We start from the raw sequence: 992 nt of genomic DNA, 5'->3' as shown, positions 1-992 counted from the left end.
TGAGGTGATCTCAGCAACGCGAATGTGTTGATTGGTGCGACACGGACGAGGCCGGACGATACGGGTGCTGCTGGAAACGGGCGTGGAGCCCACGGTAGATGAGTTCTCACCACAAGATCCATCAACCCGAGGACTCCACGTGATTGCCTATCGTGCCATGGTCGACGTGCCCCAGGAACTGGTGGCCCACCTGTCCCGGCTGTTGGCCGCCGAGCGGCGGGCGCTGGGAACCCGTCGCGGCACCCGGGCGTTGAGCTGCGGAAAGCAGGCGCTGCTGGTCTTGGTCTGGTTCCGCAAGAACGAGAACATCGAACTGCTGGCGGCCGGGTTCGGCGTCTCGCGGGCCACCGGCTACCGCTACGTCGCTGAGGGACGGCGGGTGCTCGCCGCCCAGGCACCCGACCTACACGAAGCACTCCAGCAAGTCGCCGAGGCCGGCTGGGCGTACGTGATCCTGGACGGCTCGCTGATCGGCACCGACCGGTGCGCCGAGACGACCACCAGCGTCAAGGGCAAACAGATCGACGCCTGGTACTCCGGTAAACACCGCCGGCCGGGAGGCAACATCCAGGCATTCATGCGCCCCGACGGGGCACCGATCTGGGTCTCCGACGTGATGCCCGGCCATCTGCACGACCTCACCTGCGCCGAGCAGCAACAGATCCTCGCCGCGGCCTGCTGGGCCGCCTCCCAACTGCACCTGCCGACCCTGGCCGACTCCGGCTACGAAGGCGCTGGCCAGGGAATCCACACGCCATACAAGCAGCCCGCAGACGGCCGGGCGCTCGCGGCCGACAACCGCGCCTACAACACCCTGCTGCGCGCCCAACGCGCACCCGGAGAACGCGGATTCGCCCTGCTCAAACGCGGCTGGAAAGCGCTGCAACACGTCACCGCCAGCCCGACGACCATCGGAGAGATCGCCCGCAGTGCCCTCGTGCTCACCACATTGCTATACGACCGTCAGCCCCAACCTTGCTGAGATCACCTCA

At 66.9% G+C, this 992-nt stretch carries 1 protein-coding gene; it reads left to right on the top strand.

From position 1 onward, the window contains the following. Positions 1 to 139 precede the first annotated feature (139 nt). On the top strand, positions 140 to 982 hold the full coding sequence (locus tag DLJ47_RS00030) for a transposase family protein (RefSeq protein ID WP_109898065.1): 843 nt from the start codon (positions 140 to 142) through the stop codon (positions 980 to 982). Positions 983 to 992: the final 10 nt, after the last annotated feature.

Source organism: Micromonospora sp. S4605, from assembly GCF_003176715.1.
Classification (GTDB): Bacteria; Actinomycetota; Actinomycetes; order Mycobacteriales; family Micromonosporaceae; genus Micromonospora; species Micromonospora echinaurantiaca.
Note: the sequence above shows the minus strand (reverse complement) of the source record. Positions and strands in the feature narration are given on the sequence as shown.